This window comes from Hydrogenophaga sp. (assembly GCF_030651625.1).
GTDB lineage: Bacteria > Pseudomonadota > Gammaproteobacteria > Burkholderiales > Burkholderiaceae_C > Hydrogenophaga.
Genome location: NZ_JAUSCF010000020.1, coordinates 1 through 13184, shown reverse-complemented (window position 1 = coordinate 13184; position 13184 = coordinate 1). Strand labels below are relative to the sequence as shown.

Below are 13184 nucleotides of genomic sequence, written 5' to 3'. Positions count from 1 at the left end.
CCACACCTGTCTTGTCACCATGCTGCGCATCTCCCTGCAACCTGGCTGGCAGATCGGCCACGACGACCACGAAGCCCTCTCCGCCAACACCCTGCTGCAACTGCTGGCCGCCGTGAAGGAATCGGGCAGCATCGCTCAGGCCGCCAGGGAACTGGGGCTGTCCTATCGCCATTCCTGGGGCCTTGTTCGACAGGCCGAGCGGCTGTTCGGCCAAGCCTTGCTCACGCGCGGTCGGGGACAGGGCTCATCGTTGACGGACCTGGGGCAGACGCTCATCTGGGCGGACGCCCGGATCGGCGCACGCCTTCAACCTCTTCTGGATTCACTGGCATCGGAGATCGAAGGCGAACTGGGGCGCGTGCAACGCAAGCAGCGGTCCGTGCCTCGGCTGCACGCCAGCCATGGGTTTGCCGTGGCGGCCTTGCGCGAACAACTGACCGAGCGCAAGGTGCCGTTCGAACTGCGCTACCGCAACAGCCTGGAGGCGGTGGCTGCCCTGGCGCAGGGCGACTGCGAACTGGCCGGGTTTCACGTGCCCCTGGGTCCGTTTGAACCGGCGGCTGCTCGGCGCTACCTGCGCTGGCTGAAGCCCGACAAGCACCGCCTGCTCCACCTCGCAGTCCGTACGCAAGGCCTGTTCGTCGCCACGGGCAACCCGCTCAAACTGCGCGGGCTGGCAGACCTGTCCCGACCGGGTCTGCGCTTCGTGAACCGCCCGGAGGGCTCCGGCACGCGCATGCTCACGGATCTGCTGCTTCAACAACAGGGCATTGCATCGCACCGTGTGGCCGGCTATGACAACACCGAATTCACCCATGCAGCGGTGGCGGCCTTTGTGGCCAGCGGCATGGCCGATGTGGGCATCGGTGTGCAGACGGCTGCCCACCGCTTTGGCCTGCATTTCATTCCCCTGCTCAAGGAACGCTACTTCTTTGCCATGCCCGTTGATGCGTTGCAACGCAAGGAATTCCGACCCGTTCTCTCGGTGCTGCAGTCGCCGGCCTTCCGCGCCAAGGTGGCCGCGCTCAAAGGCTACGAGGCGGCACGAACGGGCGAGCTTCTCAATATCGAAAATGCCTTCCAGACATGATGGCCATCTGTTGAACAAAGACGCTGCACGGGTGCTTCGGTCCTTCATGGCACGGGTGGAATGCGCGGCAAGAAACCTTCGTGAAGAAAAAAAATCGATCGGCGGTCATGCCGCGCAAGGCCTTTAAACACAAGCCATTGAGCCGCTTTCGGGTGCTCACCACTGAGCGCAATTGCACACCGTGGGTTGCATCTCGCTACGTATCGGTTTAGACTGAAAAAGGACCAGGCAGCGAACACTGCCCTGGGTCCACAGATCACTTTGCCCGTTTCGCGGGCACGGCAAACGTCTGTTTCGTTCAACGGCCAAAAGGTCGCTTGAGTTCTTTTGTAGGTCCCTTACCCGGGGCCGACCGGTCCGCGTTGCTGCCTTCAGGGCGACAAGCGAATCAGGTTCGCCAGAAGCCGCGCGTGTGCACCGTCACAACGTGTCTTCACCACAAACAACCCATGGCATGACCGTTTCAGGCTCGACCACACTTACCCCTTCCTTTCCCCTCGTTTTCCGATCTGCGCGCCCGGCCGATGGCGCCACCCTGTGGCGACTGGTTCAAGGCGCCGGCACGCTGGAGCTGAATTCCCAGTATTTCTACCTGCTGCTTGCCACGGATTTCGGCGATACATGCCTGATCGCGGAGCACGAAGGCGAAGCGGTGGGGATGGTGATCGGCTATCAGCCGCCGCGCGAACCCCATACGGCCTTCGTGTGGCAGGTGGGCCTTTTACCCGAACACCAGGGAAAAGGCCTTGGTCTCAGGCTGCTCATGGCCTGGCTGGCCTTGCCAGCCAACACCCACTGTCAGTGGGTCACCGCCACGGTGGCCGACGACAACACCGCCTCGCAAGCCTTGTTCAAACGCCTGGCCCGCGAGCTTGAAACCGGTTGCGAAGTGCGGCCGCACTTCACTGCCGACCTCTTTGCGCACGACCACCCTGCGGAACCGCTGTATCGCATCGGCCCGCTTGCGCGCGGCGCGCCTGCGCGCAGCGACTGATTTTTCTGTGTGCCTACAGGCGGCTTGTGCCGCACGACACCGCGGCACATTCTGTTTTGCAACGACGAAAGGACTCCCATGAACATCATTGAAGAACACGAATCCGAAGTACGTGGCTACTGCCGCAACTTCCCCGCCATGTTTGCGTCCGCCAAGGGCGCCTGGATGACCGACAACCAGGGCCGCCGCTACCTTGACTTCTTCAGTGGTGCTGGCGTGCTGAACTACGGCCACAACCCAGACAAGATCAAACAGGCCCTGATGGCCTATCTGATGCGCGACGGCATCACGCACACGCTCGACATGTTCAGCGAAGCCAAGGAAGCGTTCATCAAGAACTTCCACGAAGTGATCCTGCAACCGCGCGGGCTCTCCTACAAGTTTCAGTTCCCGGGCCCCACCGGCACCAATGCCGTGGAAGCCGCCCTCAAACTGGCGCGCAAGGTCACCGGTCGTGAGCAGGTGGTGGGTTTCACCAACGCGTTTCACGGCATGACCCTGGGTGCCCTGTCGGTCACCGGCAACGGCTTCAAGCGTGCCGGTGCCGGCGTCCCCCTGGGCAACGCGGCCTCCATGCCGTTCGATGGCTACATGGGCGCCGACACCGACACGCTCGACTATTTCGAATCCATGCTGGTTGACAACGGCAGCGGTATGGACATTCCTGCCGCCGTGATCCTGGAAACGGTGCAGGCCGAAGGCGGCGTGAATGTGGCCAGCGTGGCCTGGCTCCGACGCCTGCGCGAGATCACGCAGCGCCACGGCATCGTGCTCATCGTTGACGACATCCAGGTCGGCTGCGGGCGCACCGGCCACTTTTTCAGCTTCGAAGAGGCCGGCATCGTGCCCGACATCGTCACGCTGTCGAAGTCGCTTTCCGGCTACGGCCTGCCGCTGGCACTGGTGCTGATCAAGCCCGAGATGGACCAGTGGGCGCCCGGAGAGCACAACGGCACTTTCCGCGGCCACTGCCCGGCGTTTGTCACGGGCACCGCTGCTTTGAGCTATTGGCGCAACAGCCTGCTGCAGGAAGCCGTGGCTAAAAAGAGCGGCATCGTGCAGGAGCGCCTGGCCCAGATGCTGCACAAACAAGGTGTTGAAGCCACCGTGCGCGGCAGGGGCCTGATCCAGGGGGTGGAATTCGCCGACGCGGGTCTGGCTTCACGCATCTCGAAGGACTGCTTCGGACGCGGCCTGATCATCGAGACCGCCGGCATCGACGATCAGGTGCTCAAACTGCTGCCCAGCCTGACCATCAAGGAAGACGAGTTGCTGCACGGCCTCGACACCATTGAGACCAGCATTCGCGCGGTCATGAGCCAGGACCTGCGCAAGGCAGCCTGAACCCCTTTCATCAGAGTCACAAGAACAAAGGAAACACACATGATCGTCAAACACCTTGATGAAATTCTGGGCACACCGGCCGATGTCGACACCGAAGGCTGGACCAGCCGCCGCCTGATTTACAAGGACGCCGGTATGGGCTATTCGGTCAACGACACCGTCATCAAGCCCGGCGCCGTGCTGGAGATGGAGTACCGCAACCACCTGGAAACGGTTTACTGCATCGAAGGCGCGGGCGAGATCACCGACCTGGCCACCGGCCAGACGCACGACATCCGTGTGGGCACCATCTACGCCCTCAACAACCACGACCGTCACATCCTGCGTGCCAACAAGGGCACGCACATGCGCATGGTCTGCGTGTTCAACCCGCCGCTGACCGGCCGCGAAGTGCACGACGCCACCGGCGCCTACGCGCTGGCCGAGTAAGCGCACAAAAATGGAGGACCCCCTATGAGCAACGCCTCACAAGCCACCCCGGTCCGGGAGGACCGCTACCCTTCTCGCGTCGCCCCGACGGCGCAGGTCACGCCGCGCAAGGATCCGGTGGTGCATGGCAAGGCCGACGACGGCCCGCTGAGCGACCACCAATTGCACTTCTACGAAGACAACGGCCACCTCACGTTCGATGAACTGCTCAGCGATGCAGACATCAGCGAATGCCTGGCGGAATTGCAGCGCCTGCGCAGCGATGAAGCCCTGAAAGACACCGACGAGGCCGTGATCGAGCCGGGCAGCCGCGAGCTGCGGTCCATCTTCGCGGTGCACCAGAGCAGCGAGGTGATGCGCCGCCTGTGCCACCACCCCAAGGTGGTGGCCATTGCGCGCCAGTTGCTCGGCAGCGACGTGTACATCCACCAGTCGCGCATCAACTACAAGGGTGGCTTCCGGGGCAAGGAGTTCTACTGGCACTCCGACTTTGAAACCTGGCACGTGGAAGACGGCGTGCCGGCGATGCGTATGGTCAGTTGCTCCATCAGCCTCACACCCAACACGCCGCACAACGGCCCGCTGATGATCATTCCGGGTTCGCACCAGCGCTTCGTGTCGTGCGTGGGCGAAACGCCCGACAACCACTACAAGAAATCGTTGAAAAGCCAGGAAGTGGGCGTGCCCGACGACGAGAGCCTGACTCAGCTGGTGAACGACTTCGGCATCACTGCGCCCACCGGCCTGGCCGGCTCTGTGACGTTCTTCGAGTGCAACATCATGCACGGTTCGAATTCGAACATCACGCCTCTGCCACGCAGCAATGTATTCGTGGTCTACAACAGCGTGCACAACACCCCGGTGGATCCGTTCTGTGGTCTGGCGCCACGCCCGAACTTCATTGCCGAGCGCCTCGACTTCACGTCCGCCGGTCTGCCCGGCGCCCGTTGACCACAAGGAGAACCCATGTCCACACGCTTGCACATCCGCCGCACGCTCCTTGCACTGCTCGGCGCCACTGCGCTGCTCACAACTGGTCTGGCCAGCGCGCAGACCACGCTGGAAAAGTTGCGCGAACAAGGCTTCATCCGCGTCGGCTTTGCCAATGAAGCACCGTACTCTTACGCCACCGCGTCTGGCCAGCTCACCGGCGAGTCGCCCACCGTGTTTCGCCACGTCATGAAGCAGCTTGGCGTAAACGAGGTGGACGGCGTGCTGACCGAGTGGGGTGCATTGATCCCGGGTCTGCGTGCCGGCCGGTTTGATGCCATCGTGGCGTCGATGTACATCACGCCGCAACGCTGCCAGCAGATCATCTTTGCCAACCCCACCTATGGCATCGGTGAGGCCCTGGTGGTCAGGACCGGCAACCCGGACGGCATCAGCACCTACCAGGACGCGGTGGACAAAGGCGCCAAGGTCGCGTTCGTGGCAGGTACGGCAGAGATCGAGCACGGCCGGCTGGCCGGCTTGAAGCGCGACCAGGAAGTGATCGTGCCCGACTTCGCTGCGGCGGTGGCCAACGTGAAGTCCGGTCGGGCTTCGGCTGCCGCCTTCACTTCGTTGACAGCTCTGGACCTGGCCGGAAAGGACGACGGCATTGAGCGCGCCAAGCCGTTCACCTTCACCCACAACGGGAAAATCTACAAGGGCGAAGGCTCGTTCGGCTTCCGCCAGCAGGACACCGCCCTGCGCGATGCGGTGAACACCGAACTGGCCAAATTCATCGGCACGCCGGATCACCTTGCCATGGTGAAGCAGTTCGGTTTTGACGAATCGACCCTGCCAGAGAAGACGGCTGAGCAGCATTGCTCTGGTGAGTAATTCTGACTCCCCCCTGCGCTGAGTTCGGTACACCCCCCTGCGCCGCTGACGCGGCTTCCCCCCTCCCTTGCGCGCCTTCGGCGCTTGGAGGGGGGACGCACCCAGTGGCCCGGCGAAGCCGGTTCCACGGGAGCCCTGGACTTGGGGTGACTCGCTCCGGAAGCTGTGTTGATTTCCTTTGTGCTGGTTTGCAGTTCGCATGCTTCCTCAACGGAAATGCCTCATCTTTGAAATGCTCAAGTCAACACCTCTGCTTCTGATCACCGCCATCGTCGCGTTTGCGGCGGGGCTGCACGTGGCCAGCTTTACTGCGGCGGGTGAGCTGTTGCCTGAGTTGCTGCGCGGCGTCCGCATCACCGTGCTGGTGGCGCTCGGTGGCTCGCTGCTGGCGATGGCGATGGCTTTGCTGGCTGGGCTGGCCAAGTTGTATGCGCCGCGGCCCTTGCGCTGGCTGGCTGTGGCCTACATCGAGACCTTTCGCGGTACGTCGGCGCTGGTGCAGTTGTTCTGGCTGTTCTTCGTACTGCCGCATTTCGGCATCACGCTCAGTCCCATGACGGTGGGTATCGTGGCGCTTGGGCTCAACGTGGGGGCCTACGGCGCCGAGGTGGTGCGTGGGGCCATCGGGTCCGTGGCAAAAGGCCAGTGGGAGGCGGCACAGGCGCTGAACATGACCCACACCCAAGCGCTGCGCCGCATCGTGTTACCGCAGGCCTTCGTGGCCATGATCCCGCCCTGGGGCAACCTGCTGATCGAACTGCTCAAGGCCACCTCGCTGGTGTCGCTGATCACGCTGTCCGACCTCACTTTCAAGGCGCAGCAAGTGAACCAGAACACCTTGCGCACGGTGGAGGTGTTCAGTCTGGTGCTTCTGATGTACCTGGCGTTGTCGGTGCTGATCACGGTGGGCACGCGGGCGCTGGAGCGAAAGCTCAAGACATGAACACACAAATCTGGGACTGGGCGTACGCCTGGGAGGTGCTGCCGATCCTTGCCGAGGCGTCGGTGGTGACGCTGCAGGCCACGCTGATGGGCTTTGTGTTGGCGCTTGTGCTGGGGCTGGTGTTTGCCGTGGGTCGCATGGCAGGACCGGCGTGGCTGCGGCTGGCGGTGGCGGGGGTGGTGGAATTTGTGCGCTCCACGCCGCTGCTGATCCAGATCTTTTTTCTCTACTACGTGATGCCTGAATTCGGGGTCACGCTCGACGCCATGCCGGCCGGTGTGCTGGCGCTGGGTCTGCACTACGGCGCCTACTGTTCGGAGGTGTACCGCGCCGGCCTGGAGAACGTGCCCAAGGGGCAGTGGGAAGCATCGATGGCGCTCAACCTCTCGCCCCTGACCACCTTCAAGAACGTGATCCTGCCGCAGGCCATTCCGCCGGTCGTGCCAGCCCTGGGCAACTACCTGGTGGCGCTGTTCAAGGAAACGCCGCTGCTGTCCGTCATTGCCGTGCTGGAGCTGATGCAGACCGCCAAGATCCTCGGGTCAGAGAGCTTTCAATACACCGAGCCCATCACTTTGGTGGGCCTGTTCTTTCTGGTTTTCAGCCTGGTGTCGGCGGCGCTGATTCGCCGGGTGGAACAGCGACTCACACAACGCGCAGGGAGACGCACATGAGCACAGCCACCACATCGATCGAGCTGTACTCGCCTGACGCGTCAGCGGACGCGGCACCCATGGTGCATTTTAATGCCGTGACCAAGCGCTATGGCGACCTGACCGTGCTGGACCGGCTCGAGCTCTCGGTGGCGGCGAATGAGAAAGTCGCCATCATCGGTCCATCGGGCTCTGGCAAAACCACAGTGCTGCGCATGTTGATGACGCTGGAGAGTATCGACGACGGCGTGATCCGCGTCGACGGCGAACCACTGACGCACATGATGAAGGGCGGCAAGCTGGTTCGCGCGAACGCGCAACACTTGCGCCGTATGCGTGGGCACATCGGCATGGTGTTTCAGCACTTCAACTTGTTCCCGCACATGACGGCGCTGAAGAACTGCATGGAAGCTCCGGTCACCGTGCTGGGCCTGAGTGCCGACGAAGCGCGCGAACGCGCTGGCGAACTGCTGAACATGGTGGGGCTGGGCGACAAGCTCGACCACTACCCGGCACAGCTCTCCGGTGGACAACAGCAGCGCGTGGCGATTGCACGTGCCCTGGCCATGCGCCCCAAGGTGATGCTGTTTGACGAAGTGACATCGGCCCTCGACCCCGAACTGTGTGGCGAGGTGCTCAGCGTGATCCGCGCCCTGGGCAGCGAACACAACCTGACCATGCTCATGGTCACACACCAGATGGGCTTTGCCCGCGAATTCGCCGACCGCGTGTGCTTTTTCGACCAGGGCCGTATCGCCGAACAAGGGCCGGCAAAGGCGTTCTTCGAGAACCCGCAGGAAGCTCGCACCCAGCAGTTCTTGCGGGCTGTGATGGACGCTGTCTAAAAAATAGGCCCACCCCCGCGCCGCGCCTGCGGCGCGTCACCCCCTCGAAGGGTGCGACACCAGAGGCCCGGCAGAGCCGGTTTCTCGGTGTCTCTGGAATGGGGCACTTTGCTCCGGATGAAGTGCTTATTTCTCCGAGCAGTTGGTATTTGTTCTGTAGTTTTTTGCCGCCGCTGAAGCGGTTGCCACTTAGCATCTCTGCCCCTCCATCCTTGGGATCCGTGGTTCCATGAGCCCGGCATGACTTGTGGCAATATCGCGATTTTCAAACAAAAGTACTTTGAAAGTACTCAAGGAGGTGGATGGTGAGCATCCAGAAAACAGTCAAAGCCGAGGGCAAGGCAATGGGTAAAGAGCCTGTCTTCAAGACCCCCTATGAAAAGGCAGCGGGCGCTTACGTTGCAATCATGGGCGTGATCGCGCTTCTCATACCGGCAGATGTTCTCCAGACCTACCCATGGGCTGTTGCGTTCACCGACTTCATGGCGGCTCGGGTACCGCAGATCGAACTGATCACGAGTTTGGGCATTCGTCCCGAACTCAACCGCTTTTACTACTCGGTGCTGTGGGCGATGAGCCCTGGCCTGTTCGTGTTGTGCTGCCTCATGGGATGGGAAGGTAGGCAGAGAACCTACCCGTTCTGGAGCCTCCCCTTCCGCAAGGCGGTATTTCTGGCTCTGGTGCTAGGTGCCATCCTTTTTGCTACTGCCAATATGGGGTGGATGACCAATACCGGCAATGGCGTGTTGCGCTTCATTCTCAGCAATCGCTTTGGCATGGGGTACCTAGGGAACATCGCCTACGTCGCTGCTCCTGTTATGGCTGCTAGTGGGATCATGAATTTGATCATCGGATGGTTGAGTGGAGAGATTCCTCGACACATTCAGCTCCACGCTGCGGGGGAACGTTGAATGTCCAATTCGACCAACCAGGTCCACATTGATCGGGTCTTCGACTTTCACAATGACGCCTTGTCGCCAATTGGCGCTGCAGGTTCAGTCGAGGCCAACACTGCCATCTGGACTACCGCTGCTCCGCGTATTCGGACGGCTACGCACAATCCTGTGTCCAGTACCGTATCTACGCTGCTGCCCGGTGCAGTGGAGGCGGGTCGCCAATCGAACCTGCCCTCTGGCAAGTACATCGCCTATGGCGCCAAGGCCCTTGGCAGGCTGGAAGGTACCTATGTTGCTGGTCAGCACCTTATTCAAGGCAATGGTGCAGAGACCGTCACGGCAAGCGCCACTATCGGTGGAGGAATCGCGGGCGCATATGCTGGTGCAAAGGCACTTGCGCCACTCGGAGCAATAGCGGGGGGAGTTGCAGGTGCAAAGGCGTTTGCTGTGGCGGGTGGCGTTCTTGGCGCCACCGCCGGCGCCGAAGCCGCCGAATCCCTCGCCGAAATACTCACCGGCGGCCCCACCCCCGACAAACTCGGCCCGCCCCTGACACTGCCCAACCACCTCAAGCTGGAGCCGACCGTCACCACCGCCGAGGGCGACCGCTACGCATTGGTGAACGTGGAAGGCAAGTACAGCTGGTTCGGCATGCACGACAACCCGACCCTGCCCGCCCGTTACATCGAAGTGGTGAGTGGCGCCAAGGTCAACGAACTCACCCGCAGCTACCTGGACGCCGCCGGCTTTCCCGAGCAGGCCGAGCGGCACAACGCCGAACTGGCTGAGCAGCACCGCACGGCTCTGCGCGAACAGTTCCGTCGCAGCGAAACCGAGGACACCAACAGCCTCGGTCCCGACGGCCAGCCCTGGGGCACACCCACCCGCACATCACCCAACGCCACCACCGAATGGGCTCGGTCGCCCCAACCGGGGCAACTGCTGCACACCACGCACCTTCAAAGTGGGGACAACACGGAGACGCGCATCACGAAGTCGGTGGACCAGGCCCGCTGGCAGGTGGTGGGTGAACAGGTCCACGAACGCACCCATGGGGTCGAGCGCCTGGTGAGCATCACCGACACCACCAGCGGCAAAGGCTGGACGCTGGACCGCGCCAGCGGGCAGATGCAACCCTTCACGCTGGATGCAGAGGCTGTGGCCCTGGCCCGGATGGCACCGGCGGTGCAGAACCACCGCGCGCTGAACAACCACCAGTTGCAACAGTGCCACCGGCAGGAAGCCGAACAGCTGGCGCAGAGCATGCACAGCGTCTATGCGCTTGCCACTGGCCAGGCGGTCAGCTCGGGCAGCAAGACAGATACCCACGAATCTCAGGTCGATCCTCAGCAACGGGAGCAAGCGATTGAAGCCGGCATGGGAAGGTTTCGCAGAGCCACTGCGGAGTTGCTCAGTTCACGCGAGGTGATGCGCGAGCGCGGGATGGAGCTGCCGGAAGTGACCGATGTTCCGGACCTGTCGCGCCACCGGATCCAGACGCAGGAGCAAACCTCGATCACACAGGCACCGGAGCTCACCGCGCTGCAGCAACGCCATCATCAGATGGCACAGAACCAGCTCGGCCCGCTGTTGCGCGATCACGGTCACAGCGCGGAGCAGATCGAGCGGGTCAATGCGGCAGCGGTGAGCCATGCGCAGCAATTCGCACACCGGGGTCAGGTGCAAACCTTTTTATTGAGCCGTGACGGCGCCAGTGTGGCGGTGCTGCAAGAGAGCGCACCGATGAGCGAATTCAGCGTGCAGGAAGCGCAGCGCGAGAAACCGCAGCAGCACCTGGAGCGCGCGCATGCGCTGGCGCATGAGCAAGGTCGGGAGCGTGAGCAGGCCATTCCAGCGCAGGCACACGCATCGCCTGAGGTGAATTCGCCAGCCATGGCTCGCCGCTGAAAGTTGGGAAAGCCGGACGCCGTGACAGGCTATTGAAACGGGTTGAAGGGTGCAAGGCACTGATCAATGCCGGCAAGCCATGAACCAAGCCAGCGTTACCCCTTGGTGGGATCCTGATTCCCTTGAACCCGCTGCACACCCACTGGCAGCGCGGCAGCCGCTTCCCAGGCGCCACTTTCAAACCACGCGCCACCGTCCAGAAAGTCACGCAGCATGGGCAAGCCATCCAAGCCCCAGAAGATGCGACCCTTGACCACCATGGAAGGCACACCAAACAGGCCGAGCGCGAGGGCGTCTTCGGTGTTGGTGCGCAGGCGCTGTTTGATGGCTTCACTGTCGGGTACGAGCCAGGGCTTCTGACGCTGCATCATGTGGTCTTGCAACAGTTCTTCCAGCGCGGCCAGGCGTGCAGGTTCGTTGGGGTCCTGGCCGCCGTGCCAGACATGGCGGAACACCTGTTCGGCCACATAGCGGTTGCACTCGCCTGGCGCATCGTCCGTGGTGCAAGCCAGGGCCAGGCGCAGCAGTGCCAGCGGGTTGAAAGGGTGAGCGGCCGGCAAGTCCAATGGAACGCCATGATGCTGTGCGAGCCAGCCCACATGGCGGTAGGTCCAGTCTCGTTTGGGCGCGATTTCGGCTGGGCCGCGTTGGCCGTGTGCCTTGAGCAGGCCAGCGAACAACACAGGCTTGTAGCGCACGCGCACGCTCAGGCCCATGAGTGCTTCGGGCAGGCGCTCGAACGCCAGGTAGGCGTAGGGCGAAATGGGGTCGAAATAGAGGGCGATGTCGTGCAGCCGTGGTGGCCCTGCAGGCATCGCGTTGGTGGTTGAAGGCTGTGGGTCGTTCATGGGAGCGGCCCAGGTGGTGTCAAGGCCATTGCGTCGCGTTGGCGCGCTTCGATGCGTTCCCACACAACAAGCTTGTCAGCATCGGCCATGCGGCTCCAGGCGGCGATTTCTTGAATGTTGCGCCAGCAACCTTCACAGACCGCACGGGTAACGTCCATTCGGCAGACCGAAAGACAAGGTGAAGGCACACCCAGGGCGCCATGCCTTGCACGGGCTGCACGCAAGTTGACTGCTGGCTCATCCATGCGGAAGCTCCTGGGTGGCCACAACGGTCACGTCGCACACCGGTGCACCGGTCAAGACCACCAGCTCATCCGGACTCAGGCGGAACACCGCATGCGGATGCCCGGCAGCGGCCCAAACGGTGTCGAATCGGAACAGCTCTTTGTCAATCAGCGCGACGGGCGGCAAGGCATGCGCCACCGGCGACACACCACCAATGGAAAAGCCCGTGCGGGCCTTCACGAACTCGGCATCGGCACGACTGAGCTTGCCCCCATCGGCGCACACCAGGGCCTGCACCTTTTTTTCATCCACGCGCAGATCGCCAGAGGTGACCACGAGCACGGCCACGTCGTCGGCCTTGCGGCGGAAGATGATGCTCTTGGCAATCTGACCCAGCGCCACACCCAGCGCATCGGCCGCCTGCTGTGCGGTGCGCGCGGCGTCGTCAAGCATGACGGGGTTGTGAGGGTGCCCCAGAAGGGCCAACGTGTCGATCACGCGTCGCACGGGCGCTGGCCAGTTCAGGACGGGGGAAGATTCAGGAGCGGTTGTGTCTGACATGGTTCACGATGTTAATCACATGGCACGCCCTGTGCAGCACAGCTGGTGCAAGGCCGTCGCCTCTCCGGCGCGACGGGACTCCCATCCGGGGGCAGCAAGGGACGGCTTTGCCGGCCCGAGATGCCGTCTCCCCTCCAAGCGCCGAAGGCGCGCCAGAGAGGGGGGAAGCCGCGTCAGCGGCGCAGGGGGGAGTGCCGAATCCTCCGGAGCGAGGTGCATCCATCCAGGGGCAGCAAGGGACGGCTCTGCCGGCCCAAGATGCTGTCCCCCCTCCAAGCGCCCAAGGCGCGCCAGAGAGGGGGGAAGCCGCGCAGCGGCGCAGGGGGGAGTCCCTATGCAGCCCTTTTCACCATCAACAAACTGGCCCCCATGGCCAACAGCACGCCACCAAACACACGGTTCTGCGCGCGCCGCGCACGTGCTGAAGCGAGCCAACGCTGGGCACGCGAAGCCATGAAGGCGTAGCCGTGCATGACCACCAGATCAATGCCGACCGCGGTCACCAGCAGAATCAGCAACTGAAGCCAGAGCGCGCGCGTGGGGTCGATGAACTGAGGCAGCACGGCCACCATGAACACGATGCCCTTGGGGTTGGTCACGTTGGTGAAGAAACCCAGGGTGATG

Annotated in this window: 15 protein-coding genes; 11 read left to right on the top strand and 4 right to left on the bottom strand. The window is 62.8% G+C overall.

All coding sequences use genetic code 11. From position 1 onward, the window contains the following. The first annotated feature begins 19 nt into the window (after positions 1-19). From Q7V46_RS07215 to Q7V46_RS07165, 11 genes are all read left to right on the top strand, one after another. Positions 20-1090, top strand: a complete 1071-nt coding sequence (locus Q7V46_RS07215; protein WP_304912850.1) for a substrate-binding domain-containing protein — start codon at positions 20-22, stop codon at positions 1088-1090. A 454-nt stretch (positions 1091-1544) separates the two neighbouring features. Next, on the top strand, positions 1545-2084 hold the full coding sequence (gene ectA, locus Q7V46_RS07210; protein ID WP_304912849.1) for a diaminobutyrate acetyltransferase: 540 nt from the start codon (positions 1545-1547) through the stop codon (positions 2082-2084). Between the two features lie 78 nt (positions 2085-2162). Further along, positions 2163-3428 (top strand): diaminobutyrate--2-oxoglutarate transaminase, encoded by a 1266-nt coding sequence (gene ectB, locus Q7V46_RS07205; RefSeq protein ID WP_304912848.1) that lies wholly within the window; start codon positions 2163-2165, stop codon positions 3426-3428. Positions 3429-3467: 39 nt separating this feature from the next. Beyond that, positions 3468-3857 (top strand): ectoine synthase, encoded by a 390-nt coding sequence (locus Q7V46_RS07200; protein WP_304912847.1) that lies wholly within the window; start codon positions 3468-3470, stop codon positions 3855-3857. Positions 3858-3881: 24 nt separating this feature from the next. Further along, complete coding sequence (gene thpD, locus Q7V46_RS07195) at positions 3882-4808, top strand: ectoine hydroxylase (RefSeq protein ID WP_304912846.1); 927 nt, start codon at positions 3882-3884, stop codon at positions 4806-4808. A gap of 15 nt (positions 4809-4823) precedes the next feature. Then, positions 4824-5681 carry an ectoine/hydroxyectoine ABC transporter substrate-binding protein EhuB gene (gene ehuB / locus Q7V46_RS07190; RefSeq protein WP_304912845.1) on the top strand — a complete coding sequence of 286 codons (858 nt, stop codon included), beginning with the start codon at positions 4824-4826 and terminating at the stop codon, positions 5679-5681. Positions 5682-5880: 199 nt separating this feature from the next. Continuing rightward, a complete protein-coding gene (gene ehuC, locus Q7V46_RS07185) occupies positions 5881-6624 on the top strand; it encodes an ectoine/hydroxyectoine ABC transporter permease subunit EhuC (protein ID WP_370690298.1) in 744 nt (247 codons plus the stop codon). Continuing rightward, a complete protein-coding gene (gene ehuD, locus Q7V46_RS07180; protein ID WP_304912844.1) occupies positions 6621-7298 on the top strand; it encodes an ectoine/hydroxyectoine ABC transporter permease subunit EhuD in 678 nt (225 codons plus the stop codon). Before ehuC ends, ehuD begins: the two co-directional genes overlap by 4 nt. Beyond that, positions 7295-8122: an ectoine/hydroxyectoine ABC transporter ATP-binding protein EhuA gene (gene ehuA / locus Q7V46_RS07175; RefSeq protein WP_304912843.1), complete on the top strand. Its 828-nt coding sequence runs from the start codon at positions 7295-7297 to the stop codon at positions 8120-8122. The genes ehuD and ehuA overlap by 4 nt, the downstream gene beginning before the upstream one ends. 305 nt (positions 8123-8427) lie before the next feature. Continuing rightward, the gene (locus Q7V46_RS07170; RefSeq protein ID WP_304912842.1) at positions 8428-9033 is read left to right on the top strand and encodes a hypothetical protein; all 606 of its coding nucleotides are present in this window, start codon (positions 8428-8430) and stop codon (positions 9031-9033) included. Between the two features lie 153 nt (positions 9034-9186). After that, complete coding sequence (locus tag Q7V46_RS07165; RefSeq protein WP_304912841.1) at positions 9187-10926, top strand: hypothetical protein; 1740 nt, start codon at positions 9187-9189, stop codon at positions 10924-10926. Between the two features lie 95 nt (positions 10927-11021). Here the strand turns inward: Q7V46_RS07165 and Q7V46_RS07160 are convergent, their stop codons facing one another. The 4 genes from Q7V46_RS07160 to Q7V46_RS07145 form a co-directional block, all read right to left on the bottom strand. Next, positions 11022-11774, bottom strand: coding sequence for a 2-hydroxychromene-2-carboxylate isomerase (locus Q7V46_RS07160; protein ID WP_370690297.1), 753 nt, complete (start codon positions 11772-11774; stop codon positions 11022-11024). Then, positions 11771-11932 (bottom strand): DUF1289 domain-containing protein, encoded by a 162-nt coding sequence (locus Q7V46_RS07155; protein ID WP_370690304.1) that lies wholly within the window; start codon positions 11930-11932, stop codon positions 11771-11773. The genes Q7V46_RS07160 and Q7V46_RS07155 overlap by 4 nt, the downstream gene beginning before the upstream one ends. 79 nt (positions 11933-12011) lie before the next feature. Continuing rightward, positions 12012-12560: a YbaK/EbsC family protein gene (locus Q7V46_RS07150; RefSeq protein WP_304912839.1), complete on the bottom strand. Its 549-nt coding sequence runs from the start codon at positions 12558-12560 to the stop codon at positions 12012-12014. A 332-nt stretch (positions 12561-12892) separates the two neighbouring features. Continuing rightward, on the bottom strand, positions 12893-13184 hold a 292-nt coding region (locus tag Q7V46_RS07145; protein WP_304912838.1), incomplete at its 5' end, for a LysE family transporter.

Bases quoted from the DNA above. Each gene is read 5' to 3' on its own strand.
- ectA (WP_304912849.1), top strand. From the start codon at position 1,545: ATGACCGTTTCAGGCTCGACCACACTTACCCCTTCCTTTCCCCTCGTT.
- Q7V46_RS07200 (WP_304912847.1), top strand. From the start codon at position 3,468: ATGATCGTCAAACACCTTGATGAAATTCTGGGCACACCGGCCGATGTC.
- thpD (WP_304912846.1), top strand. From the start codon at position 3,882: ATGAGCAACGCCTCACAAGCCACCCCGGTCCGGGAGGACCGCTACCCT.
- Q7V46_RS07155 (WP_370690304.1), bottom strand. From the start codon at position 11,932: ATGGACGTTACCCGTGCGGTCTGTGAAGGTTGCTGGCGCAACATTCAA.
- ehuB (WP_304912845.1), top strand. From the start codon at position 4,824: ATGTCCACACGCTTGCACATCCGCCGCACGCTCCTTGCACTGCTCGGC.
- ehuD (WP_304912844.1), top strand. From the start codon at position 6,621: ATGAACACACAAATCTGGGACTGGGCGTACGCCTGGGAGGTGCTGCCG.
- ehuA (WP_304912843.1), top strand. From the start codon at position 7,295: ATGAGCACAGCCACCACATCGATCGAGCTGTACTCGCCTGACGCGTCA.
- ectB (WP_304912848.1), top strand. From the start codon at position 2,163: ATGAACATCATTGAAGAACACGAATCCGAAGTACGTGGCTACTGCCGC.
- ehuC (WP_370690298.1), top strand. From the start codon at position 5,881: ATGCTTCCTCAACGGAAATGCCTCATCTTTGAAATGCTCAAGTCAACA.
- Q7V46_RS07150 (WP_304912839.1), bottom strand. From the start codon at position 12,560: ATGTCAGACACAACCGCTCCTGAATCTTCCCCCGTCCTGAACTGGCCA.
- Q7V46_RS07215 (WP_304912850.1), top strand. From the start codon at position 20: ATGCTGCGCATCTCCCTGCAACCTGGCTGGCAGATCGGCCACGACGAC.
- Q7V46_RS07160 (WP_370690297.1), bottom strand. From the start codon at position 11,774: ATGAACGACCCACAGCCTTCAACCACCAACGCGATGCCTGCAGGGCCA.